Annotated in this window: 28 protein-coding genes; 18 read left to right on the plus strand and 10 right to left on the minus strand. The window is 65.7% G+C overall.

Annotated features, from left to right (window positions below; genetic code table 11):
* Window positions 1-15: 15 nt before the first annotated feature.
* Complete coding sequence (locus ACYQML_RS11695; protein ID WP_207413581.1) at window positions 16-1,083, plus strand: MBL fold metallo-hydrolase; 1,068 nt, start codon at window positions 16-18, stop codon at window positions 1,081-1,083.
* Window positions 1,084-1,524: 441 nt separating this feature from the next.
* Window positions 1,525-3,003: a methyl-accepting chemotaxis protein gene (locus ACYQML_RS11700; RefSeq protein ID WP_246748121.1), complete on the plus strand. Its 1,479-nt coding sequence runs from the start codon at window positions 1,525-1,527 to the stop codon at window positions 3,001-3,003.
* A 19-nt stretch (window positions 3,004-3,022) separates the two neighbouring features.
* On the opposite strand, the gene hslU is transcribed toward ACYQML_RS11700, so the two are convergent.
* From hslU to ACYQML_RS11745, 9 genes are all read right to left on the minus strand, one after another.
* Window positions 3,023-4,336 carry an ATP-dependent protease ATPase subunit HslU gene (gene hslU, locus ACYQML_RS11705; RefSeq protein WP_461235596.1) on the minus strand — a complete coding sequence of 438 codons (1,314 nt, stop codon included), beginning with the start codon at window positions 4,334-4,336 and terminating at the stop codon, window positions 3,023-3,025.
* Between the two features lie 301 nt (window positions 4,337-4,637).
* Complete coding sequence (locus ACYQML_RS11710) at window positions 4,638-6,308, minus strand: methyl-accepting chemotaxis protein (RefSeq protein ID WP_461235597.1); 1,671 nt, start codon at window positions 6,306-6,308, stop codon at window positions 4,638-4,640.
* Between the two features lie 87 nt (window positions 6,309-6,395).
* The gene (gene hslV / locus ACYQML_RS11715) at window positions 6,396-6,932 is read right to left on the minus strand and encodes an ATP-dependent protease subunit HslV (RefSeq protein ID WP_461235598.1); all 537 of its coding nucleotides are present in this window, start codon (window positions 6,930-6,932) and stop codon (window positions 6,396-6,398) included.
* A 114-nt stretch (window positions 6,933-7,046) separates the two neighbouring features.
* Complete coding sequence (locus ACYQML_RS11720) at window positions 7,047-7,442, minus strand: GFA family protein (RefSeq protein ID WP_207413589.1); 396 nt, start codon at window positions 7,440-7,442, stop codon at window positions 7,047-7,049.
* 70 nt (window positions 7,443-7,512) lie between these two features.
* Window positions 7,513-8,631, minus strand: a complete 1,119-nt coding sequence (locus ACYQML_RS11725; protein ID WP_056429842.1) for an ATP-dependent DNA helicase — start codon at window positions 8,629-8,631, stop codon at window positions 7,513-7,515.
* Window positions 8,628-9,548 (minus strand): oxygen-dependent coproporphyrinogen oxidase, encoded by a 921-nt coding sequence (gene hemF / locus ACYQML_RS11730; RefSeq protein ID WP_200919154.1) that lies wholly within the window; start codon window positions 9,546-9,548, stop codon window positions 8,628-8,630. The genes ACYQML_RS11725 and hemF overlap by 4 nt, the downstream gene beginning before the upstream one ends.
* Window positions 9,549-9,602: 54 nt before the next feature.
* The gene (locus ACYQML_RS11735) at window positions 9,603-9,875 is read right to left on the minus strand and encodes a YiaA/YiaB family inner membrane protein (RefSeq protein WP_018042308.1); all 273 of its coding nucleotides are present in this window, start codon (window positions 9,873-9,875) and stop codon (window positions 9,603-9,605) included.
* 65 nt (window positions 9,876-9,940) lie between these two features.
* Window positions 9,941-10,624 (minus strand): PspA/IM30 family protein, encoded by a 684-nt coding sequence (locus ACYQML_RS11740; RefSeq protein WP_461235599.1) that lies wholly within the window; start codon window positions 10,622-10,624, stop codon window positions 9,941-9,943.
* A gap of 96 nt (window positions 10,625-10,720) precedes the next feature.
* On the minus strand, window positions 10,721-11,179 hold the full coding sequence (locus ACYQML_RS11745; protein WP_461235600.1) for a tRNA (cytidine(34)-2'-O)-methyltransferase: 459 nt from the start codon (window positions 11,177-11,179) through the stop codon (window positions 10,721-10,723).
* A 98-nt stretch (window positions 11,180-11,277) separates the two neighbouring features.
* Here ACYQML_RS11745 and ACYQML_RS11750 point away from each other — a divergent pair, with 98 nt between their 5' ends.
* From ACYQML_RS11750 to hisA, 10 genes are all read left to right on the plus strand, one after another.
* Window positions 11,278-13,146: an ABC transporter ATP-binding protein gene (locus tag ACYQML_RS11750; protein ID WP_461235601.1), complete on the plus strand. Its 1,869-nt coding sequence runs from the start codon at window positions 11,278-11,280 to the stop codon at window positions 13,144-13,146.
* Complete coding sequence (locus ACYQML_RS11755; protein ID WP_461235602.1) at window positions 13,143-14,555, plus strand: MATE family efflux transporter; 1,413 nt, start codon at window positions 13,143-13,145, stop codon at window positions 14,553-14,555. The genes ACYQML_RS11750 and ACYQML_RS11755 overlap by 4 nt, the downstream gene beginning before the upstream one ends.
* A gap of 241 nt (window positions 14,556-14,796) precedes the next feature.
* Window positions 14,797-15,357 (plus strand): ubiquinol-cytochrome c reductase iron-sulfur subunit, encoded by a 561-nt coding sequence (petA, locus tag ACYQML_RS11760; protein WP_056430481.1) that lies wholly within the window; start codon window positions 14,797-14,799, stop codon window positions 15,355-15,357.
* Window positions 15,358-15,443: 86 nt separating this feature from the next.
* Entirely contained in the window at window positions 15,444-16,727 is a 1,284-nt protein-coding gene (locus tag ACYQML_RS11765; RefSeq protein ID WP_056429863.1) for a cytochrome b, read from the plus strand.
* A gap of 19 nt (window positions 16,728-16,746) precedes the next feature.
* Window positions 16,747-17,646: a cytochrome c1 gene (locus ACYQML_RS11770; protein WP_461235603.1), complete on the plus strand. Its 900-nt coding sequence runs from the start codon at window positions 16,747-16,749 to the stop codon at window positions 17,644-17,646.
* A gap of 111 nt (window positions 17,647-17,757) precedes the next feature.
* Window positions 17,758-18,633 (plus strand): S-methyl-5'-thioadenosine phosphorylase, encoded by an 876-nt coding sequence (locus ACYQML_RS11775; RefSeq protein WP_461224843.1) that lies wholly within the window; start codon window positions 17,758-17,760, stop codon window positions 18,631-18,633.
* A gap of 192 nt (window positions 18,634-18,825) precedes the next feature.
* Entirely contained in the window at window positions 18,826-19,413 is a 588-nt protein-coding gene (gene hisB, locus ACYQML_RS11780; protein ID WP_461235713.1) for an imidazoleglycerol-phosphate dehydratase HisB, read from the plus strand.
* A 33-nt stretch (window positions 19,414-19,446) separates the two neighbouring features.
* Window positions 19,447-19,935, plus strand: a complete 489-nt coding sequence (locus tag ACYQML_RS11785; protein WP_461235604.1) for a DUF2628 domain-containing protein — start codon at window positions 19,447-19,449, stop codon at window positions 19,933-19,935.
* A complete protein-coding gene (gene hisH, locus ACYQML_RS11790) occupies window positions 19,935-20,594 on the plus strand; it encodes an imidazole glycerol phosphate synthase subunit HisH (protein WP_461235605.1) in 660 nt (219 codons plus the stop codon). Before ACYQML_RS11785 ends, hisH begins: the two co-directional genes overlap by 1 nt.
* Before the next feature lie 41 nt (window positions 20,595-20,635).
* On the plus strand, window positions 20,636-21,370 hold the full coding sequence (gene hisA / locus ACYQML_RS11795) for a 1-(5-phosphoribosyl)-5-[(5-phosphoribosylamino)methylideneamino]imidazole-4-carboxamide isomerase (protein WP_056430488.1): 735 nt from the start codon (window positions 20,636-20,638) through the stop codon (window positions 21,368-21,370).
* Between the two features lie 141 nt (window positions 21,371-21,511).
* Here hisA and ACYQML_RS11800 read toward each other — a convergent pair whose 3' ends face one another.
* Entirely contained in the window at window positions 21,512-22,009 is a 498-nt protein-coding gene (locus tag ACYQML_RS11800; RefSeq protein WP_461235606.1) for an outer membrane protein assembly factor BamE, read from the minus strand.
* 173 nt (window positions 22,010-22,182) lie between these two features.
* Between ACYQML_RS11800 and ACYQML_RS11805 the strand changes: the two genes are divergently transcribed.
* The 6 genes from ACYQML_RS11805 to ACYQML_RS11830 all read left to right on the plus strand — a co-directional run bounded on the left by ACYQML_RS11805 (window position 22,183) and on the right by ACYQML_RS11830 (window position 26,551).
* Window positions 22,183-22,737, plus strand: coding sequence for a ubiquinol-cytochrome C chaperone family protein (locus ACYQML_RS11805; RefSeq protein WP_461235607.1), 555 nt, complete (start codon window positions 22,183-22,185; stop codon window positions 22,735-22,737).
* Between the two features lies 1 nt (window position 22,738).
* Window positions 22,739-23,245, plus strand: coding sequence for a YceD family protein (locus ACYQML_RS11810; RefSeq protein ID WP_056429883.1), 507 nt, complete (start codon window positions 22,739-22,741; stop codon window positions 23,243-23,245).
* A 238-nt stretch (window positions 23,246-23,483) separates the two neighbouring features.
* Window positions 23,484-24,518 carry a phosphate acyltransferase PlsX gene (gene plsX / locus ACYQML_RS11815; protein ID WP_056255658.1) on the plus strand — a complete coding sequence of 345 codons (1,035 nt, stop codon included), beginning with the start codon at window positions 23,484-23,486 and terminating at the stop codon, window positions 24,516-24,518.
* Window positions 24,519-24,545: 27 nt separating this feature from the next.
* Entirely contained in the window at window positions 24,546-25,523 is a 978-nt protein-coding gene (locus tag ACYQML_RS11820) for a beta-ketoacyl-ACP synthase III (RefSeq protein WP_056429888.1), read from the plus strand.
* Window positions 25,524-25,652: 129 nt separating this feature from the next.
* Complete coding sequence (locus tag ACYQML_RS11825) at window positions 25,653-25,973, plus strand: integration host factor subunit alpha (RefSeq protein WP_461235608.1); 321 nt, start codon at window positions 25,653-25,655, stop codon at window positions 25,971-25,973.
* 86 nt (window positions 25,974-26,059) lie between these two features.
* Window positions 26,060-26,551, plus strand: coding sequence for a MerR family transcriptional regulator (locus tag ACYQML_RS11830; protein ID WP_461235714.1), 492 nt, complete (start codon window positions 26,060-26,062; stop codon window positions 26,549-26,551).
* Window positions 26,552-26,640: the final 89 nt, after the last annotated feature.

The following is a 26,640-nucleotide window of genomic DNA, read 5'->3' on the forward strand; positions in this document are numbered from 1 at the left end:
CGCCATCTCGGAACGATGAAACGGCAAAGCCTTCTCGCGACCCTGTCCGCGGTCACCGTCATGACGCTAGGCGGCGTCGGCTACGCGGCGCACCGGCGCAGCAAGGGCCGAAACCCCTATTACAACGGCCCCGTCACCGATAATTTCGACGGACTTCAATTCCACGGCGTCGATCAGCCGCCCGACAAGGTGCTGGGTGACATCCTGCGCTGGAAGCGGGAGCGGGCCGGGATCGCCTGGCCGACGTCGTTTCCGAGCCCCTTCAGCGATACGCCGCCCGAGCGCGTCGACGGGTTGCGCGTCTCGTTCATCGGCCATGCGAGCTACCTGTTCCAGGTCGCGCGCCGCAACATCCTCGTCGATCCGGTTTTCGCCCCCCGCGCCAGCCCGTTTTCCCTGGCGGGTCCGAAGCGGGTCAATCCTCCGGGCATCGCCTTCGACGCTCTTCCGCCCATCGACGTCGTGCTCATCACTCACAACCATTACGACCATCTCGACGGGCCGACCGTGGCGCGGCTCTGGCAAAGCTATCAGCCCCTGATCGTCGCGCCGCTGGGCAATGACAGCATCCTTCGGTCCTACGACGATACGATGCATGTGGAGACGCGTGACTGGGGTCAGTCCATCGATCTCGGCGGCGACCTGACCGTGCATATGACACCGGCCAACCACTGGTCGGCGCGAGGGCTGAACGACAAGCGCATGGCGCTGTGGTGCTCCTACGTCCTGACCAGCCCGTCCGGTGTCGTCTATCATTCCGGCGATACCGGTCTCGCCGATGGCGCGATCTTCCGCGATGCCCGCGAGCGCTTCGGTCCTCCCCGCCTCGCGACCCTGCCGATCGGGGCTTACGAGCCACGGTGGTTCATGAAAGCCCAGCACATGAACCCGGCCGACGCCGTCGTCGCGGCCGGGTTGCTCGGAGCGGACCAGCTACTCGGGCACCATTGGGGCACGTTCCGCCTCACCGATGAGGGCATCCAACAGCCGGCGGAGGCGTTGGCGGCGGCATGCGCGGCAGGCGGAATTCCGCCGGAGCGGTTCGTTGCCCTGCGTCCGGGACAAGTCTGGGAACCCCGGTGAGACGGATAGCGGTTCGGCGCCCGGCAGTTCCATAGGGGCGACTATTAACAGCACAATTCATCTCCTTATCTACCGCGGACCGAGTAGAAATCAGAAATATAATTGTAGATGAAAAATTAGACTGCTTTGTCAAATCAACGGGCACTATTAATAGTCCGATAAATATATCGTGCTTCACTACATGCCTCGACCATATTTCTGTGCTTGGATTGTGGCATGATGTTGTATCTTCGATCATTGACCGGGAAAGTCATCCTCCTCACGGCGGCAATGATTATTCTGGTATCCGTGACTCTTCTCATGGCAACGAACTGGGAGATCGATCACCAGCTCAAGGAGAAGCAGGCTGCCGATGGGAACCGTCATCTGCGAACGCTGAGTTTGGTCTATCGAGATGCGGTCCCCGGAGCAGAGATCGGATTCGACGGGGATCGGGTAACCTTGGCCAGATCGCCGGACCTCGGCGCATTAAGCGATCAATCCATCGTCGACCGCACCGTCGCCTATGTCGGGGGAACCGCTACGGTCTTCGCCTACGATTCGGCGGGCGACCGTTTCGTGCGGCGCGTCACGACGGTGAAGAAGGAGAATGGCGAGCGGGCAGTGGGCACCGACCTCGCCGTCGACCACCCCGCTCAGGCACTGATCCGCAGCGGAAAACCCTATTTCGGGCCCGCGACCCTGTTCGGCCGCCGGTACCTCACCGTTTATCAACCGACGCAAGATGCGAAGGGTCGGGTCAACGGCATCCTGTTCGTAGGCGTGTCCCTCGAAGCCTACGACGTGGTCCAGGCCCAGACCATCTCGACGGTGCGCTGGACGATTTTGTCCGTGGCGCTCCTGGCCTGTCTCGTCCTGGGCTTTGCCGCGTTCCGCATGTTTCGACCCATTCGCGTGGTCGCGGAGCGGACCTCCCGTCTCGTTTCAGGGGATCTCGAGGGTGCGATCCCCTATCGCGACGCACGAGACGAAGTCGGTGCCGTGGCCCGTGCCCTCGAGGCTTTGCGGCAAACCAGCCTGAAGGCCCGCGAACTGGAAGCCGAGCGGATGGCGAGTGCCAAGGACATTCAGGACCGCCGTGCGTTCATCGAGGCCGAGATCGCCCGTTTCCGAGCGCAAGTCGCAGAATCCGTCCGGTTGGTCGGCGCGCAGACGGGCGAGCTTCGGACCCGCGCCGCCGCCATGTCGGACGCGTCTTCGGATGCCACCCGTGCGGTGGAAGGCGCCTCGGCAGGCTCGCGCGAGGCTTCCGCCAACGTGCAGACCGTCGCAAGCGCCGCCGAAGAGCTCTCCGCTTCGATCGTGGAGATCGGCGCCCGCCTCGATGTCGCCAAGGCCGAGATCGACGCAGCCTTTAGCGAAGCGTCCGCCACCAACCAGCAGATGGGGCAGCTCGCCGATACCGCGCAACGCATCGGCACCGTCGTGGGTCTCATCCGGGCCATCGCGGAACAGACCAACCTCCTCGCCCTGAACGCCACGATCGAGGCCGCGCGGGCCGGCGAGTCCGGCCGTGGTTTCGCGGTCGTGGCGGCGGAGGTGAAAGCCCTGGCGAGCCAGACCGCGAAGGCGACGGACGAGATCGCCAGTCAGGTCGCATCCGTCCAGACTTCGACGGATCAGGCCGCCCATGCCATCGGCCGTGTGACGGATCGGATGGGTGCGATCAGCGCGATGACCACCGAGCTCGCGACAGCCGTCGCCGCACAAGGCGCGGCGACCGGCGAGATCTCACGCAATGCCGGGAACACCGCCGCCACCTCAGTGGAGATCGCACGCGATCTCGGCACCGTCACGGGTGCAGCCCGCAGCACAGCCACGATGGCCGAAAGTGTCCAGGGCAGCGCCGCCCAGGTGGAAAACGTCGCGGCCGAACTCGAAGCCGAGATCGGACGCTTCCTCACGGCCGTCGCGGCCTGAATCCTCGCCGGGACGAGGGCTACAGGATGAACCGGCTGAGATCGGCGTTCGCGGCGAGGCTTTCGACACGCTCGCGAACATAGGCGGCGTCGATCGCCACGGTCTCCCCCGACCGGTCGGTGGCAGTGAAGGAGATGTCGTCGATCACCCGCTCCAGCACGGTCTGGAGCCGGCGCGCGCCGATATTCTCCACCGAATTGTTCACCTCCACGGCGACCCGTGCGAGGGCGTCCACGGCATCGTCCGTGAAATCCAGGGTCACGCCTTCCGTGGCCATCAGCGCCACGGTCTGCTTCAGCAGGCTCGCCTCCGTGGTGGTGAGGATCTGCTTGAAATCCTCTACCGTCAGAGGCTGCAGCTCGACGCGGATCGGCAGGCGCCCCTGTAGCTCGGGCAGAAGATCGGACGGCTTGGAGACGTGGAAAGCGCCGCTGGCGATGAACAGCACGTGGTCGGTCTTCACCGGACCGTGCTTCGTCGCCACCGTGGTTCCCTCGATCAGCGGCAGCAGGTCGCGCTGTACGCCTTCCCGTGAAACATCTGCCGATGAGCGGCCTTCCTTCGCGCAGATCTTGTCGATCTCGTCGAGGAACACGATGCCGTTGTTCTCGACTTCGCGGATCGCCTCCTGCGTCAGCGATTCCGAATCGACCAGCTTGTCGGATTCCTCGGCGAGCAGGGGAGCGTAGGCCTCGCGCACGGTCATACGCCTCGGCTTGCCCTTCTGGCCGCCGAGCGCCTTGCCGAGCATGTCGCCGATATTGACTGCCCCCATGGAGGCTCCGGGCATTCCGGGAATCTCGAACATCGGCAAACCGGTTGGCGATCCGCCCGACAATTCGATCTCGACCTCCTTGTCGTCGAGCTCGCTGGCCCTCAGCTTCTTACGGAAGCTCTCGCGGGTGGCCTGGCCCGATGTCGGTCCGACCAGGGCATCGAGGATGCGCGATTCCGCCGCCGCCTCGGCCTTCGCCTTGACCGAACGACGCTTCTCCTCGCGCTTGAGGCCGATACCGACCTCCACGAGGTCGCGCACGATCTGCTCGACGTCGCGGCCGACATAGCCGACCTCGGTGAATTTCGTCGCCTCGATCTTGAGGAACGGCGCTCCGGCGAGCTTGGCCAGTCGACGGGCGATCTCGGTCTTGCCGCAGCCAGTGGGGCCGATCATCAGGATGTTCTTCGGCGCGACTTCCTCGCGCAATGGCCCCACGAGCTGCTGACGGCGCCAGCGGTTCCGCAAGGCAATAGCGACCGCACGCTTGGCGTCATGCTGGCCGACGATGAACCGGTCGAGTTCCGAGACGATTTCGCGGGGAGAAAAAATTGTCATCACGCTCCGGTCGAATGCGGCAGTTGAGCTGCCCGAGATGAGGGGAGGGCGCCGAGCCGATCCGTCAGCGAATGATACCCGACGCGGCCTGCAGCGGGCGAGTACCGGGACAGGCCAGCGATGAGACGACACGCCGACCTGTCGGAAGTGCCAGCCCATTCATGCAGGAACGCCGCCGGCCCGGCCAGATGCGGCGAGCCTGCGGCGGGATCGTTGCGGTGGGTCAGGAGAAGCACGCGGTCTTGCACGACCCCGATCTAAGCGTCGGCACCCGCCCTTTCCAGATGGTCGGGCAAGACGGTCAGGCTGCGCGGATGCCGCCGACGAAATCCTCGACCTCGTTGCCCAGGCTGTTGGATTGCTGCGTCAATTGCTCGGCGGCGGCCAGAACCTGGGATGCGCCGGCCCCGGTCTGAACGGCGGCCAGCTGCACGTCCGCGATCGTTTCGGTGACGGCCTGGGTTCCGCGCGCGGCATCGTTGACGCTCCGGGCGATCTCCTGCGTGGCCACTTGCTGCTGCTCCACCGCCGCCGCGACACCCATCGCGATCGTATGGACGGTGCCGATGGTGGAGCCGATCTCCTCGATGGCGCCCACCGTGTCGCGGGTCGCCTCCTGGATCGTGGCGATCTGAACCGTGATCTCGTCCGTCGCCTTCGCGGTCTGGGCGGCGAGCCCTTTCACCTCGGCTGCGACCACGGCGAAGCCGCGACCGGCCTCACCGGCGCGAGCGGCCTCGATGGTGGCGTTCAGGGCGAGCAGGTTGGTCTGGCTGGCGATGTTGGAGATCAAGGCGACCACGTCGCCGATGCGGGACGCACTGTCGGCGAGGACGCGGACACGCTCCGAAGTTCGGCGCGCGCTCTCCACCGCGCCGGCGGCGGCGGCGGATGTCTGGGACACTTGCGCGCCGATCTCGTTGGCCGTCGCCGCGAGTTCCTCGGTCGCCGCCGCGACGGCCTGAACGTTCATGGCGGTCTCGTTTGCCGCGTTCATCACGGCGGTGGATTGCCGGTTGGTCTGGTCGGCGGTGGCGGCCATGGTGCGGGCGGTGAGTTCCATCTCGGCGGCCGAGCCAGCCAGGGTGCCCACCATCTGGCCGACGCTTCCCTGGAAGCGATCCGCCAGGGCGCCCATCTCGGCATGGCGACGTTGGCCCGCGATACCAGCGGCCTCGTTCTGTTGGATCCGCAGCGCCGCTGCCTCTTTCATCGTTGCCGAGAAGACCCGCATGCTGGTCCAGATCTCGCCAATCTCGTCGCGTCGGGCCTTCGTCTCGGGAAGGGTGAGATCACCCTCGGACAGGCGGCGGATCGCGGCGGAGACGCCGGCCAGGGGCCGGGCGATCGCCCGCGCTCCGACGAAGACGCCGATGAGAAGACTGCCCAGGGTTCCGCCGATCGCCAAGGCCAGGAGCAGGTTCAGGCGCTCGGCGTAGAGCGTGTCCGTCCAGCGGTCGATAGCCTCGACCTCGGCCGAGCTATGAGCCACGAGCGTCTCGATACTGTCCTGGAAAGCCTGACGGTTGGCGCGGTTGGCCTCGTTGAAGCCCTGTTCGGCGGCGGCCTTCGGCGAAACCTGCGTGCCGAGACGTGCGGTTTCCGTACGCAGAGTAGTGAAGCCGGCGGCTTCGGCGGTGATCTTCTTGAAGAGCGCCCGCTCGCTCGCGGGCACTTTCGGAGCCCATGCGGTCAGGAGAACGTTCATCGCCTCGAGGTTCTTCTTCAGCCGGGCCGCGTATTTCTCGGCATCCTGCGTATCCTTGGCCGCGTAGATGCCGCGCGACTCGACCACCACGCTGGTGACGAGCCGGTTCATGTTCGCGGCATCGAGGGCCCGCTGGGAGGCGAGTTTCGCATCCGTGAGCGCAGTGTTGAAGGTCTGGAGCGACATGATGCTAATCGTGGCGACGACGAGCGTCACCATCGAGCAGAGACCGACGAAACCTAGAATTTTAGCTTTGATGCGCATCGCCGTCGGCCAGCTTTCCGAGAAAGACAGCCGATAGCGCTAGGGGAACATCCGCAAGTTTACGTTAATCGAAGCTGCAATCCGGCACTAAGATGCAGAAAACTCCAGCTGCTCGATGACGAGATTGCCGTTCGTATAGACGCAGATTTCCGCCGCGATCCCGAGTGCTCGCCGGACGATCGCCTCTGCATCGTGCTCGCCATCTTCCAGGGCGCGGGCAGCGGCGAGGGCATAATTTCCCCCGGAGCCGATCGCCATGACGCCGCCTTCCGGCTCGAGCACGTCGCCCGCGCCCGACAGAAGCAGGCTGACATCCTTGTCTGCCACCAACATCATCGCTTCGAGACGACGCAGGTAGCGGTCGGTGCGCCAATCCTTCGTGAGTTCGACGCAGGCGCGGGTCAGTTGACCGGGATACTGATCGAGCTTGACTTCGAGCCGCTCGAACAGGGTGAAGGCATCGGCCGTCGCTCCGGCGAACCCGCCGATGACGGAGCCTTTGGCGAGGCGGCGCACCTTGCGGGCATTGCCCTTCACGATGGTCTGGCCGAGGCTGACCTGCCCGTCGCCGCCGATGACCACCTTGCCGCCCTTGCGGACCATCAGGATCGTGGTGGCGTGCATTTGCGGCGGGCCGCCGGATGCGCAATGGGACAAGGCTGACTCCGGTCTGGTTCTGACCGGTGTCAGGTAGTCTTTCAGAACGCGGACTCCAACCTCCGCCGGAGCGTAACCGCGCTATTCCGGGTAGCGTTGGAAGGCCGGCAGGGTCTCGAACCGAGCGAACCACGAGGCGGCCTCGGCGATCTGAATCCTGACCTGGGGCGGCAGCGCCTCGGGATCGTCCAGGGTCGCGGTATGGATGTCGATCTGGCCAGGAAAGACCGCCTCGTTACGGTAGAACAGCCCCGTGCCGCAGGTGCCGCAGAACTGCCGGATAACGCCGGGCGAGGATTCGTAATCGGTCGGGTGACCCGAGATCGTCACCCGCTCGGCCGGGAACAGGGCAAAGGCCACCACCGGAGCACCGGACGAGCGCCGGCAATCGGCGCAATGACACAGGGCGCTATGGCTCGGCTCGCCCTCGGCGCTGTAATGGATCGCTCCGCAGCGGCACCGTCCCGTCAAGACCATGTGAGTTCCCCCTTCGTTCTCGCCGTTGTCCCAGAGGACGATGACGCGGGCAAGTCCGCATCGCCCTCGCTCACACAACCACGGTGATGGCGCGGGCGGCACGGGTCAGCCCGGTATAGAGCCAGCGGGCCCGGTGCTCGCGGAAAGCGAAGGATTCGTCGAAGAGCACGACATTGTCCCATTGCGAGCCCTGCGCCTTATGGACGGTGAGGGCGTAGCCATAGGTGAACTCGTCGGTCTCGCGCTTGAGGAAGGCCGGGATCTCCTCCTCGGAGCCCGACATCACCGCCCGCAGGACCTTGATGTCGATGGGCCGGCGGCGCAGGGCCGGGTCGTCGTCGGGCACGACATCGAGGCGGATCGTGTCGGCGCGCGGCGCGGCGCGAAGGGCATGGACCGTCCAGGTCGAGCCGTTGAGCAGGCCCTTGGTGCGGTCGTTGCGCAAGCAGACTAGTTTCTCGCCCACCGCCGGCATCGGATCGGTATGGCCCGCGAGCTCCCGCAGGCGGTTGTTGTAGAGCCGCCGCGTCTTGTTCATCCCGACAAGGACCTGATCGCATTCGAGCACGCTCGACGGGTCGAGGGAGCGGCGCGAGACGACGCGGCTCTCGCCATACTCGCCGATGCTGAGCCGGCCGCCCTCACGGATCGTCATGGCCATACGCACGATCGGGTCGTCGGCGGCCTGCCGGTGGACGTCGGTGAGCATCACGTCGGGCTCGGCCTCGGTGAAGAAGCCGCCGCCGCGAACGGGCGGCAATTGGGCGGGGTCGCCGAGAACCAGGACCGGCCTGTCGAAGGAGAGCAGGTCGTTGCCGAGATCCGAATCGACCATGGAGCACTCGTCGATGACGACGAGTTCCGCCTTCGAGACCGGGCCGGTGCGGTTGAGGGTGAAGGCCGGTCCTCCCTCCTCGGTCTCCTTGCTGCGATAGATCAGGCTGTGGATCGTCGCGGCGTCGTGGCAGCCCTTCGACCGCATCACAGAGGCGGCCTTGCCCGTGAAGGCGCCGAAGACGACATTGCCCTCGACATCGTCAGCGATCCGGCGCGCCAGGGTAGTCTTGCCGGTGCCGGCATAGCCGAACAGGCGGAACACCTGCGGACCGCCGGCCTTGCGCCACTCGGCGATGGCTTTGAGCGCCGCGTCCTGCTGGGGCGCGAACCGGGTCGGAAGGTCGTCGCTCACGGCCAGCGCACGGTGGGCGGCAGCGAGGACAGGATCGAGGCGACGTTGCCGCCCGTTTTCAGGCCGAAGATGGTGCCCCGGTCGTAGAGCAGGTTGAATTCCACGTAGCGCCCGCGCCGCACCTGCTGCTCCAACCGGTCTTCCTCCGTCCATGGCGTCGAGAGGTTCGCGCGCACGATCGCCGGATAGGCATCCAGGAAGGCGAGGCCGACATCCTTCGTGAAGGCGAGATCGGCCTTCGGATCGCCGGTCCAGTGGTAGTCGTAGAAGATTCCGCCGATCCCGCGCGGCTCGTTGCGGTGCTTGAGGAAGAAGTATTCCTCGCACCACGCCTTGTAGCGGTCGTAATCCGCCGCCGGCGCATGGGCGTCGCACGCCGCCTTCATCGCCGCGTGGAACCGCAGCGTATCCGGATCGTCCTGCGTCCGGCGCCGGTCGAGGACGGGGGTCAGGTCGGCCCCGCCGCCGAACCACGTCTTCGTCGTGGAGACGAAGCGGGTGTTCATGTGAACCGTCGGAACATGCGGGTTCCAGGGATGGACGATGAGCGAGATGCCTGTGGCGTAGAAGCGCGGGTCTTCCGATGCGCCCGGCATCTGAGCGCGAAATTCCGGCGCGAACTCGCCGAAGACCTGCGAGACGTGGACACCGGCCTTCTCGAACACGCGCCCGTGCAGCATCGACATGGTGCCGCCGCCGCCGGGCGTGCCGCTATGGTCCGTGCGCTTCCAGGGGGTCTTCACGAAGCGTCCGGCCTCGGCCGGGGCATCGGGATGGAACGGCCCTACGGCCTCCGCCTCGATCGCTTCCAGCTCCGCCAGGATCCGGTCGCGCAGGCTCGCGAACCACGTGGTCACCTCGTCCTTGAGGAGCGCGAGTTCGGCCTCGGGGGGCGGTGGCGGAGTCGTGTCGGACATCGTCATGGGGGAGGGATGTCCCATCCCTCCCGCCCATCGTCAATCGAGGTCCGGTCAATCTTTACCCACCGACATCAGCAGACGCTCGGTCTTGGCGTCCTCGATCCGGTTGACCATGCGGCGACCCTCATGGACGTCGCGGATCGTCTTCGTGGCGGTGATGCAGGACTGGACCAGCATGATCGTGCCCATGGCGAGGTAGCCCTTGATCCAGATATCCATGGGCATGAACAGGATGCCGAGGCCGACCATGGCCGCCGAGCCGATGAAGGAGGCGTAGGTGAAGGTGACCCAGGCGCCGGAATGCTGAGTGGTCTCGTTGTTCATGGTCATGGTCGTGGTCCTTATAAGGAGAGGATGAAGCGAAGCTTGGATGAAAGGCAGCAAGGGGTTCAGACCGTCGTGCGCGCCTCGACCCTGCGCCTCAGGCGATCGAGGACGGCACCGCCGCTCGGGCGGGTGCTGGCGCCGAAGCCTTCGCGCTCGAGCCGTTCCGCGATGGAGAGGCCGGGCTCGGTCTCGGCGAGCGCCGCTTCCGTGTCGGCGGCCTCGGTCTGGAGGGCACGCAGCCGGTTCAGGGTCGCCTCCGCCTCCTTCAGCGTCGCCCGATCATTGGGGTTGGCCTGAACGCCGAGGCGTCGTGCCGCCTCCGCCGCGGCGGCGATGCGGCGTCCACGCTCCAGTTCGCTCTGACGACGGGTCGCGTCGGCGACGACGGAGCGGATGCGGGCGACTTCGCGGGCAAATCTCAGGCGCGCCTCACCGATGGCGTCCCGTTCGGCTTCGAGCTCGGCGATGGCCTCAGCCGCCTCAGACGCCAGTTCTTCGCGTCCCGCCGTCAGCGCCGCCAGGGCACGCTCTTCGAGATCCGCCGCGCGGGCTTCGACCTCGGCGAAACGCCGTTCTTCCGCCTTGTCACCCGCCATTGCGGCGGCGAGGGCGAGCCGGCTGCGCTCCAACGAGACCCGCGTCTCGCGGATCTGCTGATCGAGGATGAGCAAGGCGTGGCGATCGATCACCGCTTCCTCGGCCTGGGCGGCTGCGCCGCGGGCGAGGAGCCGAAACAACTTGAGCATGGTGTGCCTCCGGCGTTTGAACGCTGTTCACACTCATGGTCTTGACGATATTTGAACGGCGTTCAAGTGCTCAACTGCACACCGTTCAAAATCTTGTCACGCACACGACTCGATCTGTCTCAGCCCCTCGCCGAGGATCATCGCCGCCGCCACGGCGATGTTGAGCGAGCGCATTCCCTTGCGGATGGGAATGACGATCCTGGCATCGGCCGCCTCGTGGACGGATGCGGGGACACCCGCCGATTCCCGTCCGAGCAGGATGCAGTCACCGGGGAGGAAGCCAAAGGCGGTGTAGGGAAGGGCGCCGGCGGTGGTGGCGAGGACGACCCGTGTTCCGGTCTCTTCCCGCCACTGCGAGAAGGCGGCCCAGGAGCGATGCCTCGTGATCGCCACATGGTCGAGATAATCGAGTCCTGAGCGGCGCAGGTGCCGGTCGGACACATCGAATCCTGCCGGCTCGATGATGTCGACGGCCACGTCGAGGCACGCCGCCATCCGCAGGATCGTCCCCGTATTCTGGGGAATGTCAGGCTGGTAGAGAGCGAGACGGAGCATCGGACCGGGCGGCTGCATTGCGTCTGCGGCATCGCCTCGCGGTTGGCACGTCGTCAAGGCCCACTACCTCAGGCAAGCCTCCAACACCGGACCAGATTATGTTTCTCGATTGGCTCGAGCGCCGCATCGACCCGTTCGCGTCTTTCGAAGACGGGCGGATGCCGCCCAAGACGGTGACGGGCTTCGCCGCTTTCTATCTCAGGCCGATGCGGACCGCCTTGGTGATGCTGTTCCTCGTGGCAGTGGCCGCCGGGACAGTTGAGGCATCGCTCTACCTGCTCATGGGCTGGTTCATCGACCTCTTGAACAATGCCGACCGGGCCATGATCCTGCAGGACCACGGATGGAAGCTCGGCCTCGCGGCAATGCTGCTCCTCGTGGTTCGTCCCTTCACGATCTGGCTGCACGAGGTGATGTCCAACCAGCTGCTCGTGCCGCAGGCGACCAACCAGGTCCGCTGGCGTACGCATCTCTATACGCTCGGCCACTCGCTTTCGTATTTCCAGGCCGATTTCGCCGGACGGCTCGCCAACCGGGTCGTGCAGGTCGGACCGGCCGTGCGCGAACTGGCCGTGGTCTTCATCGATACGCTTCTTTACGTGGCGATCTACGCGGTGACGGCAGTGGGCCTGTTCGGTTCCATCTCGTTATGGATGGCCCTGCCGGTCATCGTCTGGGTGGCGGCCTATTCGGTGCTGACCTGGTGGTTCGTGCCCCGTGCCCGAGCGCGCTCCCTCGTGACCGCCGACACGCGGTCGATTCTCATCGGGCGGATCGTCGACAGCTACACCAACATCCTCACCGTGAAGCTCTTCGCCCGCGACCGGGAAGAACGCGCGGCCGTGCGCGACGCCATCGACGTCCACACCACGGCGCATCTCCACCAGTTCCGGCTCGTGACGACCACGACGACGCTGCTCGGCATCCTCAACAGCGCGCTCATCGTCGCCACCGCCACCGCCTGTCTCCTGCTCTGGCGCAGCGGTGGAATGACCACCGGCGAGGCGGCAGCGGGTCTCGCCCTCGTGCTGCGGCTGATGGCGATGTCCGGTTGGGTCATGCAGACGGTGCGCGGCATCTTCGAGAATGTCGGCGTGATCCAGGAGAGCATGCAGACGATCTCGCGCCCGCACGGGATCGTGGATGTTCCGAACGCGCGGACGCTCGTGGTCGACGGGGGCGACATCCGCTTCGACAGGGTCGGCTTCCGCTACGGCGACGGCACGCCGTCGGTCATCCAGGATTTCAGCCTCCATATCCGTCCGGGCGAGAAGGTCGGTCTCGTTGGCGTCAGCGGCGCGGGCAAGACCACCCTGACCGCGCTCTTGCTTCGGCTGCACGACATCCAGAACGGCCGGATCCTCATCGACGGTCAGGACATCGCGGGCGTCACGCAGGATTCCTTGCGCGAGGCGATCGCCATGGTCACCCAGGACACCTCGCTCCTGCACCGCTCGATCCGTGACAACATCGCCTATGGCAGGCCGGATGCGACGCTGGAGGAGATCCAGCGGGCGGCGCATCTGGCGGAGGCCGACGGGTTCATCGCCGGTCTCGTCGATAACAGGGGCCGGACAGGCTACGACGCCCAGGTCGGCGAGCGGGGCGTGAAGCTCTCCGGCGGCCAACGCCAGCGCATCGCCATCGCGCGCGTCATCCTGAAGAACGCGCCGATCCTGATCCTCGACGAAGCGACATCCGCCCTCGACAGCCAGGTCGAGGCGGCGATCCAGGACAGTCTCGACACCCTCATGCAGGGCAAGACGGTGCTCGCCATCGCGCACCGGCTTTCCACCATCGCCGCTCTCGACCGGCTGATCGTGATCGATGCCGGCCGCATCGTGGAGGAGGGGACCCATGCGGAACTGATCCGCACCGGCGGGCTCTATGCGCGCCTATGGGAGCGCCAGTCCGGCGGCTTTCTCGGTGACGTCTCGCCGACCGTCTACGAGGACGCGGCGGAATGATCGCCCTCAATGCTTCGGCTGGGGCAGCTGAGCGGCAGCGGCCCTCGCGCGGTCCGTGGCTCACCGAACTGCGGGCGACGCTGGTGCTCGCCGCGCCTCTAATCCTGACCAATCTCGCTCAGCACGGCCTGGTCACGGCCGATGTGGTTCTGCTCGGGCGTCTCGGGGCGGAGCCGCTGGCGGCAGGCGCCCTGGCGACGAGCCTCTACTTCATCCTGTTCATCTGCGGGATCGGCCTCGCCTCGGCGGTCTCTCCCCTGATCGCGGGCGCCATCGGCCGGGGAGATTCGGCCGAGCATGACGTGCGCCGTATCGTCGGTGCCGGGCTTTGGGCCGTCACCATCGCGATCGTCCCGGTGATGCTCGCGCTCTGGCACACCGAGTCGCTGTTGCTCGCCATGGGGCAGCAACCGAAGCTCGCCGAGGGTGCCGGGCTCTACATGCGCGCCCTGCAATGGTCGATGTGGCCGGCGCTCGCCTTCATGGCGTTGCGCGCCAGTCTGTCCGCCCTGGAACGACCGGGCTGGCCCCTCGCAATCAGCATCGCGGCGCTGCCGGTCAATGTCGGGCTCGCGATCTGGCTCGCCTTCGAGGGGCCGGGGCTGCTCGGCCTCGGCATGGTCGGTGTCGGCCTCGCCACGACGCTCGCCGCGTTTCTGTCCTTGGCCGCCCTCGTCGGCGTGATGATGCTGGCGCCGTCCCTTCGCCGGCGACGGCTCTTCCTCGGTGTCTGGCGTCCCAATGCCGCGCGCCTCGCCACCATGTTCCGTCTCGGCCTGCCCATGGCGGCGACGGGACTGGCCGAGGCGAGCCTGTTCGAGGCGGCCGTTCTGGGGATGGGCTTGTTCGGCACGGCCCCGCTGGCGGCCCATGCTGTGACGATCCAGATCGCCGCGATCTGCTTCATGGTGCCCAACGGCATCGGCCAAGCCGCGACGGTGAGGGTCGGCCGGGCCTTCGGGGCGGGGGACCGCATGGCCATGCGCCGGGCCGGCACCATCGCGATCCTCCTCGGCTTCGGCTTCATGAGCGCATGCGCGCTCGTCCAGGTGACGCTGCCGAGACCGCTCATCGGCCTCTTTCTCGACCTCGACGCGCCGGGAAATGTCGACGTCATCCCCTACGCCGTCACCTTCATCGGCTTTGCCGCGCTCTTCGCCATGGCGGACGGCATCCAATCGGTCGCCCTCGGCGCGCTGCGCGGCATGCAGGATACGCGCGTGCCCATGGCCATCGCCCTGTTCGGCTACTGGATCGTCGGAATCCCGTCCGGCATCCTCGCCGCCTGGGGCCTGGGCTTCGGTGGATCGGGGATCTGGATGGGGTTCTGCGCCGGTCTGGCGGTGGTCGCCGTGATGCTGGTGCGGCGCTGGCTATGGCTTAGCGGCAGCGTCATTTCGCGCTCGTGACGAATACTGTTTCCCGTCACGGGCCTACTCTAGACAGGTTCGCATCTGGCGTGCCAGAGAAACCTGCCTCAGAAGGCTCGTCTCGGGTGACGCCCGGTCGCATTGCACAGATTTGTGCAATCGTGTCTGCGTCTGCCCTACGCGCTTCTTTCGAGCGCCTCTAAATCTCGGCGAACGGAAGCGGCGCGCCCTCACTCTGCGGGTCGCCGAACCGGAGCCATCCTGTACCGGAGTGTCGATCTTGGCGAACACCCCTCCCTCATCAGGTCACGACGGGTCCCGCCGCGACTTCCTGTTCCTGGCGACCGGAGCCGGTCTCGCCGTGGGCGCCGGTGCCCTGGCCTGGCCCTTCGTGGCGTCCATGGCCCCGGATGCGGAGGTGATCGCCGCCGGTGCGCCCCTCGAGGTCGACCTGTCGCCGATTCAGGAAGGCCAGATCGTCAACGTGTTCTGGCGCGGCAAGCTGATCTTCGTGCGCAACCGCTCCGAGAAGGAAATCAAGGAATCGGAGGACACGAAGCTCAGCGAGCTCATGGATCCGCAGCCCGATTCCGCCCGCGTGAAGGAAGGCCACGCCAAGTGGCTCGTGGTCTACGGCAACTGCACCCATCTCGGCTGCGTGCCGATCGGGCACCAGGGCCAGTATGAAGGCTGGTCGTGCCCTTGCCACGGCTCGCTCTACGACACGTCCGGGCGCGTGCGCCGGGGACCGGCACCGACCAACCTGCCGATTCCGCCCTACGCATTCCTGAACGACACCAAGATCCGGATCGGTGAAGACGGCGGCAAGGCCGTCGCCTGACTTCGGCAGCATCGCTTACGAGCGATGAGGGGAGGGGTCCGGCAGCGACGGACCTGAGCGAAACAGACTTCGAAGCGGGTAACCTCATGAGCGGTCACGCCACCTACGTCCCCAAGAGTCGGATCGCCAAGTGGTTCGAATCGCGGCTGCCCATCGTCGGGCTGGTCCATTCGTCGTTCGTCTCGTTCCCCGTCCCACGCAACCTGAACTATTTCTGGACCTTCGGCGCGATCCTGATCGCGATGCTGATGGCGCAGATCGTCACCGGCATCTGGCTGGCGATGCATTACGACCCCTCGGCCGGCAACGCCTTCAACTCGGTCGAGCACATCATGCGCGACGTGAATTACGGCTGGCTGCTGCGCTACATGCACGCCAACGGCGCCTCGATGTTCTTCGTGGCGGTCTACATCCACATTTTCCGCGCGCTCTATTACGGGTCGTACAAGGCCCCGCGCGAGGTGCTCTACATCCTGGGCGTGATCATCTACCTCCTGATGATGGCCACCGCCTTCCTCGGCTACACCCTGCCGTGGGGCCAGATGAGCTTCTGGGGCGCCACCGTCATCACCAACATCCTGGCCGCGATCCCGGTCGTGGGCGACACCATCCAGAGCCTGCTCTGGGGCGGCTATTCCGTCGGCAACCCGACGATCAACCGGTTCTTCTCGCTGCACTACCTGATGCCCTTCATGATCCTCGGCGTCGTGGTGCTTCACGTCTGGGCGCTCCACGTGACCGGCCAGAACAACCCGACCGGCATCCCGATCAAGACCGGCAAGGACGCGGTGCCCTTCACGCCCTACGCGACGATCAAGGACGTGTTCGCCACCGTCGTGTTCTTTGTCTTCTTCGCCTACTGGATCTTCTACCAGCCGAACTACCTCGGCCACGCGGACAACTACATTCCCGCCAACGCCTCGGTGACGCCGGCCCACATCGTGCCGGAATGGTACTTCCTGCCCTTCTACGCGATCCTTCGCGCGGTTCCGGACAAGCTCGGCGGCGTCATCCTGATGTTCAGCGCCGTGATCATCCTCGCCTTCGCACCCTGGCTCGACACGTCCCGTGTCCGCTCGTCCAACTACCGTCCGATCTACCGCCAGTTCTTCTGGCTGTTCGTGGCGGTGTGCGTGGTGCTCGGCTGGCTCGGCGCCAAGCCGCCCGAGGGTGGCTACGTCCTCGCGTCGCGGATCTGTACCGCCTACTACTTCGCGCATTTCCTCATCGTGATGCCGCTGGTGGGGCTGTTCGAAACGCCGAAGGCGATGCCGGGATCGATCCTGGAAAGCGTGACCGGACCTCATCCGCAATATGGCGGTTCGGGCATGCCAGCCGGTGCGGCCGCCGCACCATCGTCGAAGGGTTGAGGTGCGGATCGTGAAAAGCATGAACACATCGCGCATCCTCGCCGTCACGCTCGTCGCGACCCTTCTCGGCTCTGCCTCGGTCAGCGCCGAGGACGGTCACTCCACGCCCAACCCGCCGCGGGAGAAGTGGAGCTTCGCCGGAATCTTCGGCAAGTTCGACGAGGCCCAGCTGCAGCGCGGCTTCCAGGTCTATCGTGAGGTCTGCTCGAACTGCCACAGCATGAGCCTCGTGAAGTTCCGCAACCTCGCCGAGAAGGGCGGTCCGGGCTTCTCGGCCGGTCAGGTCAAGGCTCTGGCAGCCGAGTACAAGATCAAGGACGGCCCCAACGACGCGGGTGACATGTTCGAGCGGCCCGGCCGCCCGGCCGACGCCTTCCCGTCTCCCTTCCCGAACGATAAGGCGGCGGCGGCCGCCAATGGCGGCAAGGCCCCGCCCGATTTCTCGGTGCTGGCCAAGGCCCGCACCTACGAGCGCGGTTTCCCCTACTTCATCTTCGATGCGATGCCCTTCATCGGCTATTCGGAACAGGGCGTGGACTACATCCACGCGCTCCTGAACGGCTACGAGGACGCGCCGAAGGGAATGGATGTCCCGGCGGGCACGAACTACAACAAGTACTATCCCGGCCACCTCATCGCGATGGCGAAGCCCCTGAGCGACGGCCAGGTGACCTACGCCAAGGGTGCAGAGGGCAATCCCGTCGTTCCCGAAACGGTCGAGCAATATTCGCACGACGTGGCGGCGTTCATGTCCTGGGCGGCCGAGCCGCATATGGAAGCCCGCAAGGCCCTCGGCTTCCGAGTGATCCTGTTCCTGCTCATCCTGTCGGGCCTTCTCTACTACGTGAAGAAGAAGGTCTGGGCCGATGTGGGCGGCGAGGTCCACGGCCTGCAGCCGGAGCTTCACAAGACGAGCTGAGCCCCTTAAAGGCGGTTCACGACCGACGGGCTCGCTGTGGCGGGCCCGTTTTCGTTTCCACCCTGCGGGCACGCCCGGCGCGCCCTCGATGACGAACACAGGAGATTCGGCATGACCGCAGCAGTGCTCGGCGTGATAGGCGGATCCGGTGTCTACGATCTGCCAGGCCTCGAAGACATCCGTGAAGAAGCCATCGTCTCGCCCTGGGGCGAACCCTCCGATTCGTTGCGGATCGGTCGGATTGGCGCGACCAAGGTGGTCTTTCTCGCCCGTCACGGACGGGGCCATCGCCTCTCTCCCTCCGGCATCAATTACCGCGCCAATATCGATGTGATGAAACGCGCCGGCGTCACCGACATCGTCTCGGTCTCGGCCTGCGGCTCGTTCAAGAGCGAGCTTCATCCCGGCCTGTTCGTCCTCGTCGACCAGTTCGTCGACCGGACTCACGGCCGGGAATCGTCGTTCTTCGGCAATGGTTGCGTGGCGCATGTGCCCTTCGCCCATCCAGTAGGGCCGGCCCTTCAGGCGCGCATCGCGGCAGCCGCCGCTGCCGAGGAACTGCCCGTCCATCGCGGCGGGACTTATGTCTGCATGGAAGGCCCACAATTCTCGTCCTTCGCCGAATCCCGGACCTACAAGGGCCTGGGCTACGACGTGATCGGCATGACCAACATGCCGGAGGCCAAGCTCGCCCGCGAGGCGGAGATCACCTTCGCCACCATCGCCATGGTGACGGATTTCGATTGCTGGCATCCGGGCCATGCCGATGTCGACGTCGCCTCAGTCGTCGCGGTCGCGCGCGCGAATGCCGACAAGGCGGCCCGCCTCATCTCGCGGATCGCCCGCGACTTCCCGGCCGAGCGCGAGGAATGCCCGGCGGGCTCCCACCGTGCCCTGGACGGCGCAATCATGACCGCACCGTCCCACCGCGATCCGGAGCTCCTGGCCAAGCTCGATGCCGTGGCGGGACGCGTACTCGACGCCTGACCTGGCAGCATTCGACAGCAAGGCCTTCCCAGAGGAAGGCATTTGCCTCTAGAGCGTCGGTCCCGATAGCGATCCGGATCGACGGTCCGGAGTTCTCGTTCGGCATAGGCTCGTGGGCGATGTCCCCCATGAGCCGATGCTCTTGAAGGCGGCCCTGTCCGTGACGGTCAAACCATGAGCGAACCCTCAGCGATGCGCTCCGCAAGCATCAGCCGCCGGACGGCGGAGACCGACGTCAGCGTGTCCATCGGACTCGATGGAACCGGCCGATCGACGATCTCGACGGGAGTCGGCTTCTTCGACCACATGCTCGAACTCTTCGCCCGGCACGGGCTGTTCGACGTGGAGGCCAAGGTCACCGGCGATCTCCATGTGGACCACCACCACACCGTCGAGGATACCGGCATCGCTCTGGGGCAGGCCTTTGCGCGGGCGTTGGGCGACAAGCGTGGAATTGCGCGCTACGCCGATATCCACATGCCCATGGACGAGGCACTGACGCGCGTCTCCATCGACATTTCCGGACGGCCCTTCCTCGTGTTCCGCACCACGTTCAGGGTGGAGAAGATCGGGCAGTTCGACACCGAGCTGGTGCGTGAGTGGTTCCAGGCTTTCGCCATGAATGCAGGGATCACCCTGCATGTGGAGACTTTGTACGGCGACAACGCGCACCATATCGCGGAGAGCTGCTTCAAGGGCTTGGCCCGTGCCTTGCGGAAAGCGGTTGCGGTCGATCCGCGCGAAGACGGTCGGATTCCCTCGACGAAGGGTTCTCTGTAGGGCCTTCAGGGGCGGGAAGAGGCGGACAGACGCATGCGCACCTACACCATTCACCTGCCGTCGGATGCCGTCGCGGGCGAATCTCACGGTCTCGACCGGGCGGTCATGGTCCCCGACGGGTTCTCGCTCCAGGCCTTCGTCTTCGGTCCGCTCTGGTTTTTCTTTCATCGACTCTGGCTGGCCGGTCTCGGTGTGCTGTCCCTCCTCGTGGCAGCCGGTTTCGCCGGCCGTTTCCTGGGGCTCGGCACCTTCGCGGGCTTCCTCATCACGATTCTCCTGCTCCTTCTAGTGGGGATGGAGGCATCCAGCCTGCGCCGGTGGACCTATGCCAGGCGCGGTCGTCCCGACCGTGACGCCGTGGTCGCCCATTCCGCCGAAGAGGCCGAGATGAAGGCCGTGAACCGCTGGCTGACGGCTCCCCCCGTGGTCCGGCCGGGTCCGAGCGCCTATCCTGCCGCATCGGCGCGACCGGTCGATACCGCCATCGGCATGTTCCCCTTCGCCGAGCCGCGTCGTTCGTGATGTCCGAGACCGTCGCCATCATCGATTACGGATCGGGCAACCTGCATTCGGCCGCCAAGGCGTTCGAGCGCGCCGCCCGGGAGGCTGGACTGAGCGCGACCCGCATCGTCGTCACCAGCGATCCCGACGTGGTGTCGTCCGCAGACCGCGTCGTGCTGCCCGGCGTCGGCGCCTATGCCGATTGCCGCAAGGGCCTCGATTCCGTCTCCGGCATGGTCGAGGCGATGACGCATGCCGCCCACGAACGCGGCCGCCCATTTCTCGGGATCTGCGTCGGCATGCAGCTCCTCGCCAGCCGGGGCCTCGAATACGAGGTCACGCCGGGGCTCGGCTGGATCGCCGGCGATGTCAGCCCGATCCGCCCGTCCGACCCCGACCTGAAGGTTCCCCATATGGGTTGGAACACCCTTCGGCTCGAGCGTCCGCATGCGCTTCTCAATGGCATCGCCACGGGCGAGAACGGGTTGCACGCCTATTTCGTCCATAGCTACGCCCTCGATCCGGTGGACCGGCGCGATGTCGTGGCCGATAGCGAGTATGGCGGTCCGGTCACCGCCCTCGTTGCGCGCGACAACGTCGCCGGAACCCAGTTTCACCCCGAGAAGAGCCAGCATCTCGGTCTGGCGCTGATCGCGAACTTCCTGCGTTGGCGTCCGTAGACGCCCCACCGCTCATTGACATTCAGAAAGCGACATCCACCGTGATCCTGTTTCCGGCGATCGATCTGAAGGAAGGGCGTTGCGTTCGCCTCGTCCAGGGTGACATGGCGCAGGCCATCGTCTTCAGCGACGATCCGGCCGCGCAGGCGAGCGTGTTCGAGGAGCAGGGCTTCTCCTGGCTTCACGTCGTCGACCTCGACGGGGCCTTCGCGGGCGCGCCGATGAATGCGTCGGCGGTGGACGCCATCCTCGCCCGCACCAACCTTCCGGTTCAGCTCGGCGGCGGCATCCGCGAGATGCGTACGGTCGAAGCCTGGATCGAGAAGGGCGTCAGCCGGGTCATCATCGGCACGGCCGCCGTACGCGACCCGGCCTTCGTACGCGAAGCGGCCCGCCTGTATCCGGGCAAGATCGCCGTCGGCGTCGATGCCAAGGACGGTCGCGTGGCGGTGGAAGGCTGGGCGAAGACCTCAAGCACCACGGCCGAGGAATTGGGGCGCCGGTTCGAGGATGCGGGCGTTGCCGCCATCATCTACACCGACATCGCCCGCGACGGCATTCTCAAGGGCCTGAACATCGAGATGACCCTCGCCCTCGCGCAGGCCGTGACGATCCCCGTTATCGCGTCTGGCGGCCTGGCCTCGATCGACGACGTCCATCGCCTGCTCGAACCCGATTGCGCCATGCTCGCCGGGGCGATCACCGGGCGTGCGCTCTATGACGGCCGCATCGATCCGCGCGAAGCGCTCGCCGCCATCGCCCGGAAGGCGGCGTAACACCCGGCCTTGGTGAGCGCCCCCATGGGGCGGGCTCACCGGGACTTCGTATAGGACGTCACCGCTCCGCGGTGACAGTCGACACGAAAAAGCCGCGCGCCCCATGGGCGCGCGGCTTTTTCGTTTCCCTAGGAAACGGGGTTACAGGCCGTTCTTGGCCCCGGGCACAATGCTAGCGCCCGAGCCGCTACCGAAGGGCTCGTAGCGGGTGAGGCCGCGGAACAGCTGCCCAAGGAAGGCACGATCGGCGCCGCTCGTGGGCGTGGTGCGCTCGATGAAGTCGAACACCTTGCCGTCCTGCAGGCCGTAGAGGGCGATGCGCTCCACTTTGAAGCCGGCGTTGAAATAGACGGTGGTGACCTTCTGGTCCTCCACCTGTTCCCCGAGGAACAGCACCGTGCGGCGCGAGTTCTGGGTGATGTAGTACCAAGTCTTGTTGCCGACGGTGGATACCGTGGAGGGCGTACCGAGGATCTGGAGCACCTGCTCCGCGCTCATGCCAGGCTTCACCGTGGCGAGAGCGGCTTGATCGATCTGGTATCCGTGCCGGAGATCCTCACCGATGCAGCCGGAGATTCCCACTCCGACAAGGCCGATGACGACGAGACGGCTGATCGACGAGACGAAACGGCGCGACATCAGCCACCCTTGATCTGTTGAGACAACACGACGTTTGAACGTCATAGCTCGGTGCAGATCTCCACCTGGACGTTCCGGTGGAGCTTGCGCCCTGGCTGTCGGTTGCCGTACCGCGAGGTTATGGTTTTGACAAGGCAAGCTCGGCCACACCCCTCGCGCCTCCGGTGGACGGCATGATTTCGCGATTCTTCAAGCGAAGCTCGGCGCGCGCCAGCGTCGTCGAGGCGTTGCATCTGCGGATCAACGAAGCCTCGCGGGCGCCGGGGCTCTATACCCATCTCGGCGTCCCCGACACCGTGGAGGGCCGTTTCGAATGCCTGACGCTCCACGTCATCATGGTTCTGCGACGAATGAACCAATTGCCGGCTCCCGCGGCGGACATCGCCCAGGATCTGGTCAACGCGGTCTTCCTCCAGCTCGATTCCTCACTGCGCGAACTCGGTATCGGCGATTTCGGCGTGCCCAAGCGCATGAAGAAATTGGGTGCGGCCTTCTACGGTCGCGCGGCGGGTTACGACGGCGCCCTGGATGCGAGGGACGAGGACGGCCTCAAGGCTGCCCTGGCCCGCAACGTCATCGGCACCGAGACACCGGAGGCGGGTGCCGGCCTCGCGCGCTACGTGCTGATAAGCGTCGATCTTCTCGATGCGCGCGACCTCGACCAAATCGTCTCGCACGGGCCGGGCTTTCCCTCCCCGCTCACCCTCAGCCAATCAGGAGACATCTGACATGACGGCAAAGTCGACGGCCGGGCCATTGTCGCGGCCATTCCGGGTCGACCGCCTGCCCAGGGACAGGGCAGGGATCGTCATTGATGCGACCCCCGAGGAAGAAGCGGCGCTGGCGGCGGATTTCCGGATTCCGGCCATCCGCGATCTCGTGGGCCGGCTACACTGGAGCGGAACGTCCGCCCGCCTCGTCATCACCGGCACGGTCTCGGCCTTCGTCACGCAGGTCTGCACAATCAGCCTCGAACCGTTCGAGGCGGAAATCTCCGAACCGGTCGAGATCGTGTTCAGTGATCACGAGCCGGAAAAGGACGCCGGAGACGAGGAGGCCGATATCCCGGACCCGATCGTCAACGGTACGATCGACCTCGGACAGGTCACCGCCGAATTCCTGGCGCTTGGCCTCGATCCGTATCCGCGCAAGCCCGGCATCGACTTCGAGCCCGTCACCGACGCGACGGAATCGCCGCTGGCCATCCTCAAGACGTTGAAGCGCGACGAGGCCTGACGCTCGGCCCGAGCGACGGATTTTCAGGGTTCCGGCGCCGAAGTCGCGATACGGATTCCGGAAAAGCTGAGATTTCGTTTGCCCGCCGGGCTCGAACCGCTATTTTCCGCCGCGCCGAGGAGGGGCCCGCCCATGCGGGTCCATGCCTCTCGACCATCCCTTCTTGCCGAAGGGCGTCTCATCGACCCTTTTGCAAGAGGGGTCTGTCCGTCCTGAAAGAGGCCTCCGGCCGAACCACATGTCTCAAAGAGTGTGCATCTCGCTCGACGCCATGGGCGGCGATCACGGTCCTACGACCGTGGTCCCCGGCGCCGCCATCGCGCGCGAGCGCCATCCCGAGATGACGTTCCTGATGTTCGGGGACGAGGCCATCCTCGCCCCGCTGGTGGCGGCCGAACCGCGCCTGAAGGGCGCCGTAGAGATCCGCCATACCACCGTGGCGATCTCCATGGACGAGAAGCCGAGCCAAGCCGTGCGTTCGGGCCGAGGCAAGTCCTCGATGTGGCGCGCGATCCAGGCCGTGAAGGACGGGGAGGCCGATGCGGCCGTCTCCGCCGGCAATACCGGTGCGCTCATGGCGATGTCGAAGATCTGCCTGAAGACCTTGGCCGGCATCGAGCGCCCTGCCATCGCGTGCCTCTGGCCGACCGTGCGCGGCGAGAGCGTCGTCCTCGATGTCGGCGCCACCATCGGCACCGACGCCGAGCATCTGGTGGAGATGGCCCTGATGGGTGCCGCCATGGCCCGGATCGTGTTCGATCTCGATAAGCCGACGGTGGGCCTGCTCAATGTCGGGACCGAGGAGATGAAGGGCAACGAGGCGGTGAAGGAAGCTGCCCGGCGCCTGCGCGAAAGCGATCTGCCGAACCTGACCTATCACGGCTTCGTGGAGGGCAACGACCTCGGCAAGGGCACCGTGGACGTGGTGGTCACCGAAGGCTTCACCGGTAATATCGCGCTGAAGACCGCGGAGGGCACAGCCAAGCAGATCGGCAGCTACCTGCGCGCGGCCATGAGCCGGACCCTCTCGGCCAAGATCGGATACTTTTTCGCCCGGCAGGCTTTCAAGGCACTCCGCGACAAGATGAACCCGAGCCGGGCAAACGGTGGCGTCTTCCTCGGTCTGGAGGGTATCGTCATCAAGAGCCACGGCTCGGAAGATGCCCATGGTTTCGCAGCCGCCGTCGATCTTGCGCACGATATGGCGCGTCACGACCTGATGCGGACCATTCGCGACATGCTCGAACTCACGCCCATGGCCGCCTCCGCATGAGGTGGTCGATGCCGGATCGGATCTGACATGGCGGTTATACGCTCCGTAGTGGCGGGAACGGGCTCGGCCCTTCCCGCTCGCCTGGTGACAAACGACGAGTTGACGAAGACCGTCGACACTTCCGACGAATGGATCGTCCAGCGCACGGGTATCCGTCAGCGCTACTTGGCCGATGCCGGTGAGACCACATCGACCCTGGGCATCAAGGCCGCTGCCGCTGCCCTGGAAGATGCCGGGCTCGGTCCGGAGGATATCGACCTCGTCATCTGCGCCACGTCCACGCCGGACCATACCTTTCCGTCCGTGGCGACCCAGATCCAGGCGGGGCTGGGGATACGGTCGGGTTTCGCCTTCGACCTCCAGGCAGTCTGCGCCGGGTTCGTCTACGGCGTCGCCACCGCCGACAAGTTCATTGCCTCCGGGAGCGTGAAACGCGCGCTCGTGGTCGGCGCCGAGACTTTTTCGCGAATCCTCGATTGGGAAGACCGCACGACCTGCGTGCTGTTCGGCGATGGGGCAGGGGCGATCGTGCTCGAAGCCCAGGACGGCGAAGGGACGAGTGACGATCGTGGCGTACTCACCAGCCACCTGCGGTCCGATGGACGGCACCGGGAGAAGCTCTACGTCGATGGCGGCCCCGGCTCCACCGGCACGACCGGCCACCTGCGGATGGAAGGCAAGGAGGTCTTCCGCTTCGCGGTAGGCTCGGTGACGGATGTCATCGCCGACGCGTTCGCCGCAACGGGGACGAGCGCGGACGACCTGACATGGTTCGTGCCGCATCAAGCCAACCGGCGCATCATCGAAGCCTCCGCCGACAAGCTCGGCATCGACCGGAGCAAGGTCGTCCTCACTGTCGACCAGCACGGCAACACCTCGGCGGCCTCCATCCCGCTCGCCCTCGATGCGGCCCGCAAGGACGGTCGGATCAAGCGCCGCGATCTCGTGATGATCGAAGCCATCGGCGGTGGTTTCACCTGGGGCGCCTCACTCATCCGTTGGTAGGGCGCGCCACGCTTCCATGGCATGGCCAAGCTTTGGATCGGACGCGCGGTTGACCGCGGGGCAAACGAAGATTAGCGTGTCCAATCATAGAGATACGTTAGAAAATACGATTCGTTTGGGGAATGACGCATGGCAGGGAAGACGGTCACACGCGCCGATCTGAGCGAGGTCGTCTATCAGCAGGTCGGCCTGTCGCGGACGGAATCCGCGGCTCTCGTCGAGACCGTGTTGTCGGAAATCTGCAGTTGCCTCGCATCCGGTGAAACGGTGAAGCTGTCCTCGTTCGGTTCCTTCGTCGTTCGCGGCAAGGGCCGGCGCGTCGGCCGCAACCCCAAGACCGGCGTCGAGGTCGCCATCGAACCGCGCCAGGTAATGGTGTTCAAACCTTCCAACGTGCTCAAGGCCCGGATCAACGGCGTGAACGGCGTCGCGGAACAGGACGACGATTGAGGTCTATCATGCCGCTGGCAGCCAAGGTTCCGACCGATCCGACCTCCGGCAGGGACGGCTCCTTCGAGGCGAGCATCCCCGGCCTGATGGATCACCGCGACACCTTGGAGAAGCGCCCCGGCGCCTTCCGCACCATCAGCGAAGTCGCCGACGATATCGACGTTCCGCAGCACGTCCTTCGGTTCTGGGAAACCAAGTTCACCCAGGTCAGGCCGGTCAAGCGTGCCGGCGGTCGGCGCTACTATCGGCCCGAAGACGTCGACCTGATCAAGGGCATCCGCCGCCTGCTTCACGACCAGGGCTACACGATCCGTGGTGCCCAGCGTGTCCTTAAGGAGAATGGCATCCGCTTCGTGCAATCGGTCGGCCGAGGCGAAGCGGAGGTGGCGGCGCCGAGCCAGCGCGATCTGGACGCCGGGGATTCTGAGGCAGAGGACGAAGCGGTCAGCCATCTCGCCGGCGACGAGCGCCAGAGCCTCGATCGACAGGCTCTGAGGGCAGTGCTGGACGACCTTTACGCGTGCCGGGATGCTCTACGGCATCTCCGCGACCCGTCGGATCCTTCGGCTCACTCCTGAGACGTCCATCGGGGTCGGCGCGAGGGACGTTTTGCACCTGATGGATCGTTTGTGTCCGAGAGCGTGCGGACCCCTTCTCGCGAAGGAAA

This window comes from Methylobacterium sp. CM6244, assembly GCF_054817885.1.

Coding starts and splice junctions, on each gene's coding strand:
- ACYQML_RS11695 (WP_207413581.1), top strand. CDS start 16: ATGAAACGGCAAAGCCTTCTCGCGACCCTGTCCGCGGTCACCGTCATG.
- hslU (WP_461235596.1), bottom strand. CDS start 4,336: ATGACAATTTTTTCTCCCCGCGAAATCGTCTCGGAACTCGACCGGTTC.
- ACYQML_RS11710 (WP_461235597.1), bottom strand. CDS start 6,308: ATGCGCATCAAAGCTAAAATTCTAGGTTTCGTCGGTCTCTGCTCGATG.
- hslV (WP_461235598.1), bottom strand. CDS start 6,932: ATGCACGCCACCACGATCCTGATGGTCCGCAAGGGCGGCAAGGTGGTC.
- ACYQML_RS11720 (WP_207413589.1), bottom strand. CDS start 7,442: ATGGTCTTGACGGGACGGTGCCGCTGCGGAGCGATCCATTACAGCGCC.
- hemF (WP_200919154.1), bottom strand. CDS start 9,548: ATGTCCGACACGACTCCGCCACCGCCCCCCGAGGCCGAACTCGCGCTC.
- ACYQML_RS11735 (WP_018042308.1), bottom strand. CDS start 9,875: ATGAACAACGAGACCACTCAGCATTCCGGCGCCTGGGTCACCTTCACC.
- ACYQML_RS11740 (WP_461235599.1), bottom strand. CDS start 10,624: ATGCTCAAGTTGTTTCGGCTCCTCGCCCGCGGCGCAGCCGCCCAGGCC.
- ACYQML_RS11745 (WP_461235600.1), bottom strand. CDS start 11,179: ATGCTCCGTCTCGCTCTCTACCAGCCTGACATTCCCCAGAATACGGGG.
- ACYQML_RS11750 (WP_461235601.1), top strand. CDS start 11,278: ATGTTTCTCGATTGGCTCGAGCGCCGCATCGACCCGTTCGCGTCTTTC.
- ACYQML_RS11755 (WP_461235602.1), top strand. CDS start 13,143: ATGATCGCCCTCAATGCTTCGGCTGGGGCAGCTGAGCGGCAGCGGCCC.
- ACYQML_RS11765 (WP_056429863.1), top strand. CDS start 15,444: ATGAGCGGTCACGCCACCTACGTCCCCAAGAGTCGGATCGCCAAGTGG.
- ACYQML_RS11770 (WP_461235603.1), top strand. CDS start 16,747: ATGAACACATCGCGCATCCTCGCCGTCACGCTCGTCGCGACCCTTCTC.
- ACYQML_RS11775 (WP_461224843.1), top strand. CDS start 17,758: ATGACCGCAGCAGTGCTCGGCGTGATAGGCGGATCCGGTGTCTACGAT.
- hisB (WP_461235713.1), top strand. CDS start 18,826: ATGCGCTCCGCAAGCATCAGCCGCCGGACGGCGGAGACCGACGTCAGC.
- ACYQML_RS11785 (WP_461235604.1), top strand. CDS start 19,447: ATGCGCACCTACACCATTCACCTGCCGTCGGATGCCGTCGCGGGCGAA.
- hisH (WP_461235605.1), top strand. CDS start 19,935: ATGTCCGAGACCGTCGCCATCATCGATTACGGATCGGGCAACCTGCAT.
- ACYQML_RS11800 (WP_461235606.1), bottom strand. CDS start 22,009: ATGTCGCGCCGTTTCGTCTCGTCGATCAGCCGTCTCGTCGTCATCGGC.
- ACYQML_RS11805 (WP_461235607.1), top strand. CDS start 22,183: ATGATTTCGCGATTCTTCAAGCGAAGCTCGGCGCGCGCCAGCGTCGTC.
- ACYQML_RS11810 (WP_056429883.1), top strand. CDS start 22,739: ATGACGGCAAAGTCGACGGCCGGGCCATTGTCGCGGCCATTCCGGGTC.
- plsX (WP_056255658.1), top strand. CDS start 23,484: ATGTCTCAAAGAGTGTGCATCTCGCTCGACGCCATGGGCGGCGATCAC.
- ACYQML_RS11820 (WP_056429888.1), top strand. CDS start 24,546: ATGGCGGTTATACGCTCCGTAGTGGCGGGAACGGGCTCGGCCCTTCCC.
- ACYQML_RS11825 (WP_461235608.1), top strand. CDS start 25,653: ATGGCAGGGAAGACGGTCACACGCGCCGATCTGAGCGAGGTCGTCTAT.
- ACYQML_RS11830 (WP_461235714.1), top strand. CDS start 26,060: ATGGATCACCGCGACACCTTGGAGAAGCGCCCCGGCGCCTTCCGCACC.